Here is a 428-nt window from a genome sequence, read left to right as displayed (position 1 = left end):
TATCTGGACCGATGGCCCACGATAATTTAGCAGAATGTTAACAAACTAAAATACACAAAACTACCAGAACCCCGTGGCAACCGGTGCCTGATGTTGACCGTCGGAACAGTCAACATCGCGATTACGGTTTGAAGTCCAATGGCGCGTTTTTGAACACTTCATATACTGCCTGGCTTGGTGGTTTCGGGATCTTCGCAAGTTTAGCTGCTGCCAACGCAGCTTGACAAAGTGCGGGATCGCCACCTTCAGGTTTGATATCCAGTAACATACCATCGGGTGCCAGTTTTATGCGCAGCGTACAGGTTTTGCCTGCATAGGACGATGCGTCATAGAACTTACTTTCGATAGCAGATTTAATCTGCCCGGCATAGTTATTGATATCGGCCCCTGATGCGCCATTGTTTTTAGTATTACCACTCCCGGCAGGC

The 428-nt window shown here is 48.1% G+C and carries 1 protein-coding gene; it reads right to left on the bottom strand.

Going from position 1 to position 428, the window contains the following annotated elements; genetic code table 11:
- Nucleotides 1-121 precede the first annotated feature (121 nt).
- A partial coding sequence (tolA, locus tag LZP73_RS19315) for a cell envelope integrity protein TolA (protein ID WP_234236537.1) occupies nucleotides 122-428 on the bottom strand: 307 nt, incomplete at its 5' end.

This window comes from Shewanella sp. AS16 (assembly GCF_021412365.1).
GTDB lineage: Bacteria > Pseudomonadota > Gammaproteobacteria > Enterobacterales > Shewanellaceae > Shewanella > Shewanella salipaludis.
This window is presented reverse-complemented; position numbering and strand designations above follow the sequence as displayed.